The organism is Aurantimonas sp. A3-2-R12, assembly GCF_036016755.1.
GTDB classification, from domain to species: Bacteria; Pseudomonadota; Alphaproteobacteria; order Rhizobiales; family Rhizobiaceae; genus Aurantimonas; species Aurantimonas coralicida_A.
The window spans coordinates 1-3,510 of record NZ_JAYXIH010000094.1; the positions used below are offsets into that span (position 1 = coordinate 1).

The window sequence follows — 3,510 nt, forward strand, 5'->3', positions numbered from 1 at the left end:
ATCTCTGGCGTGCAGTCGGCAACATCTGCGACCTGTTCGAGCCCGAAGAATGTTGGAACTACCTCAAGGCCGCTGGCTATGTTGCAGATTAATCGCCTGACGCTCTAACACTTTGATTGAGCATCGGAACAACCAAGAAACCGGATCCATTTTGTGGTCCGATGCTCAAGCCTCAGGGCATGCCCAAGGCCGGGCGTGCGAGAGACGCGCAGCCAGTCGTGCCGATTTCGGCATCAGGTCGGACGAACAGCGGTCATCGACGCGGTTGCGGCGCGCAGGTCCGCTTGTGCCGCAACGGCGAAGTGGTCGCGGCGAAAGCGGCCCGGCGACACGCCGAACAGGTCGCGGAAGGTCCGGCTGGCGTGGCTGTCCGAGGCAAAGCCCGCCTCGAAGGCGAGTTCCGCGATGCTTCGCACTTCCCCGGGTTGGCTGAGCAGCATCCGCAAGCGGTCGGCGCGTCGCGCCTGAACGTAGTGTGAGACGCCGCCAAGCGGCTTGAACAATTCATAGAGCGTCGAGCGGCTGAGGCCGGATTCCGCCGCGATCATGGTCGGGCTGAGATGTTTGGCCGTCAGCTTGGCTTCCACCAGCGCGCGTGCCCTCGCGAGCTTCTTGCCGCCCGGCGCGTCGCCATTCGATGCAGCCGCCGGAGCTTGCAGTGCGATGGCCAGGAGTTCGCCGAAGGCACGGACCGCCCCGGCCCCCGCAGCGACGGGGATAGCATGGGCGTGTCGCATCAGCGCGACCGTGACATCCGTGAGCAGGCTGGCCTGGGCCGCCTCGATCACGGTCCCATGCAGGTTAGCCGCATGGGGCGCCGCCGCTTCGAGGAGCGCAGGCGTCAGGCGGACTGTCATGAGATGGATGCGGTCAGCCGACATGCGCAGCGGCCGACCGGGATCGAACAGGGCAATTTCGCCATCGCGGATTTCGATCTGGCGGTCCGGCAGTTCGACTCGCAGGGTCCCGGAAACGGCCAACTGAAGAAACACGTATCCGTTGGCGTTGGAGGACAACCCGTGCCGCTCGTGGCTCATGTCATGAAGCCGGCACTCATATAGAGCGAGCGAACCCAGTCGTCGGGTTTCCACCTGAGCGAACGACTCCGGGCCGGCGACGATTGTGTCGGACAAATCGCCAAGCAGCGCCCGATAGACCGCGGACCGATCAACCAAAGTCTCGGCAATACTGTCGAGCGGAGGAAGAGCGTCTGCCGCTTGCGAGACAAGATCCGCGATCATCTTCATTTCTACGATAGATGGACACATCCCACGATGAGCCGCCGGGAAAATGGGGCTTCGACGACACCTCCATTCTAGCAGGTATCGCAGGCGTCGCCATCGGTTTGCGAGCGCCGCCGGCAAATTTGCCGTTATACCAACCTGCGGTGATAGGAACCCATTCGACCGGGACGATCGCCGATGCGTGGCGAGGAGCGGGACGACGCGCGATGCGGCGCATCGGGCGAGACCCGCGACGAAGGCCAGGCGCGGCGAGCGCCCGGCCTTCGGTGGGCTGAACGGGCTTGCCGGACGGCGTCGCACCGCTTGCCCGATGCGCCGCATCGACCCGCGCGTCGCTCCTGGCCGGACAAGCCCGTCCAGCGCCATCGAATAGGTCCNGTGGGCTGAACGGGCTTGCCGGACGGCGTCGCACCGCTTGCCCGATGCGCCGCATCGACCCGCGCGTCGCTCCTGGCCGGACAAGCCCGTCCAGCGCCATCGAATAGGTCCCTATCGCCGCAGGTTGGTATTACGGCCGGACCGGCAGCCAAGAAGTATGGACAGATGGATATATTCGGATTCTCGGCGACTGGATAAAATCGACTGTCGCGTCGACGGCAATGCCTTCTTGCGACCGGGCTACGTCCCGCCTTCACCTTCAGCAAGGACTGCCTTATGTCGCTTTCGTCGCTCTCTCGCCTCACCCTCGCCGCGGCTCTCATCGTGTCGCTGGGGAGCGCTGCCTCCGCCGAAAATCGCGAAGTCACCGTCACCAACGCCAGCAGCGCCGCGATGATCGAGTTCTTCGCGTCGAACACCGGCACGAACAACTGGGAAGAGGACATTCTCGGCGTCGACGTGCTGGCGGTCGGCGAAGCGGTCGACGTGAATATCGACGACGGCAGCGGCGATTGCGTCTTCGACTTCAAGGCGACCTTCGAAGACGGGTCCAGCGCCGTCATGGGCAACGTCAATGTCTGCGAGATCTCGCAGTTCGATTTCACCGATTGAGCAAAGGGAGAGAGTTCATGAAAACATCGTTTTTCGCGGCCCTGGTCGCCATGGCCGGCATCGGCATCGCCGGCCCTGCCCTCGCCGACCCGTCCGGCAGCTATGATATCAGCGGCGTCAACCCGGACGGCACCCAGTACGAGGCCAGCGTGCTGGTCGCCAAGATCGGCGATGCGTTCACGCTGACTTACACGCTGGGCAACGGCAGCAAGGTTTCCGGCACCGCCATCGGCGACGACGACGTCTTGGCGATCGGCTATGCCGAGAAAGACGACACCGGCGTCGCTCTGATGTTCTCGGAGGACGACAAGTGGAAAGGCGTGTGGACCTATCTCGGCGCCAAGACGCTCGGCACCGAGGAATGGACGCCGCAGTGAAGCCCTGAAGCATGACGACGGGAAGGCCGGGTCACCGATGGTGATGCTGCCTTCCCGCTTGGACCTCTCCCAAACGACGGTGCTCCTCCATGTTCCGACTTGCGTCCGCTATCCTGCTGTTGACATGCGGTTTTCTCGCCGCGCCGTCGGCCATGGCGCAATCGGCCGAGGACGTCCTCAGCCAGATCGAATCCCTGCATGGCGATGCGCGTGGCTTTGGCGACGCCTTCGACCGGCTGCAGCAGTCGATGGCCGACGGTGACGCGGCGGCGGTGGCGAAGCTCGGCTCCTATCCGCTGACCGTCCGGGCGAATGGCGAGGTCTACGACGTTCTCGAGGCACAGGACCTGATCGACAATTTCGACAGTCTCGTCATGCCGGAAACACAGGCCCTGGTGGCCGACCAGAACCTTGCCGACCTGTTCGTGAACAGCGAGGGCGTCATGTTCGGCGCCGGCGAGGTGTGGCTGTCCGCGGTCTGCGGCGACAATGCCTGCAACAGCGCCCGCTGGCGGATCATCGCGATCAATAATTGAGGGGCGGAGGGTGGCGAGCTATATCGAAGCGGATCATGAGGGACGGAACGACGTCGGTTTGTCCGATTGAAGGCGAGGTCGTGACCGAAACCAGTGATTTGTTATGGCGCCAACGAACGGCAGTTCAGCGCCACTAGCGGCCATCCGAGGCGGCTCCATAGCGAGGGCACTGCCCCCCCTTGGGGGACGTTGATCGTGATCTGTACTTCAACCGCGTTTTTTCGTACCGCGTCCGTGATCGTGGGAGTCCTATCGCTCTAGACTAGAGCGTCAGGCGATTAATCTGCAACATAGCCAGCGGCCTTGAGGTAGTTCCAACATTCTTCGGGCTCGAACAGGTCGCAGATGTTGCCGACTGCACGC

Annotated in this window: 4 protein-coding genes; 3 read left to right on the forward strand and 1 reads right to left on the reverse strand. The window is 63.4% G+C overall.

From position 1 onward, the window contains the following. Positions 1 to 233 precede the first annotated feature (233 nt). Complete coding sequence (locus VSX60_RS21980) at positions 234 to 1,241, reverse strand: helix-turn-helix domain-containing protein (protein ID WP_327626370.1); 1,008 nt, start codon at positions 1,239 to 1,241, stop codon at positions 234 to 236. A gap of 657 nt (positions 1,242 to 1,898) precedes the next feature. Here VSX60_RS21980 and VSX60_RS21985 point away from each other — a divergent pair. The 3 genes from VSX60_RS21985 to VSX60_RS21995 all read left to right on the forward strand — a co-directional run bounded on the left by VSX60_RS21985 (position 1,899) and on the right by VSX60_RS21995 (position 3,147). Beyond that, on the forward strand, positions 1,899 to 2,234 hold the full coding sequence (locus VSX60_RS21985; RefSeq protein ID WP_327626371.1) for a hypothetical protein: 336 nt from the start codon (positions 1,899 to 1,901) through the stop codon (positions 2,232 to 2,234). A 17-nt stretch (positions 2,235 to 2,251) separates the two neighbouring features. Further along, the gene (locus VSX60_RS21990; protein WP_327626372.1) at positions 2,252 to 2,611 is read left to right on the forward strand and encodes a hypothetical protein; all 360 of its coding nucleotides are present in this window, start codon (positions 2,252 to 2,254) and stop codon (positions 2,609 to 2,611) included. An 89-nt stretch (positions 2,612 to 2,700) separates the two neighbouring features. Beyond that, positions 2,701 to 3,147: a hypothetical protein gene (locus tag VSX60_RS21995; protein WP_327626373.1), complete on the forward strand. Its 447-nt coding sequence runs from the start codon at positions 2,701 to 2,703 to the stop codon at positions 3,145 to 3,147. Positions 3,148 to 3,510 lie beyond the last annotated feature (363 nt).

Coding starts and splice junctions, on each gene's coding strand:
- VSX60_RS21980 (WP_327626370.1), bottom strand. CDS start 1,241: ATGATCGCGGATCTTGTCTCGCAAGCGGCAGACGCTCTTCCTCCGCTC.
- VSX60_RS21985 (WP_327626371.1), top strand. CDS start 1,899: ATGTCGCTTTCGTCGCTCTCTCGCCTCACCCTCGCCGCGGCTCTCATC.
- VSX60_RS21990 (WP_327626372.1), top strand. CDS start 2,252: ATGAAAACATCGTTTTTCGCGGCCCTGGTCGCCATGGCCGGCATCGGC.
- VSX60_RS21995 (WP_327626373.1), top strand. CDS start 2,701: ATGTTCCGACTTGCGTCCGCTATCCTGCTGTTGACATGCGGTTTTCTC.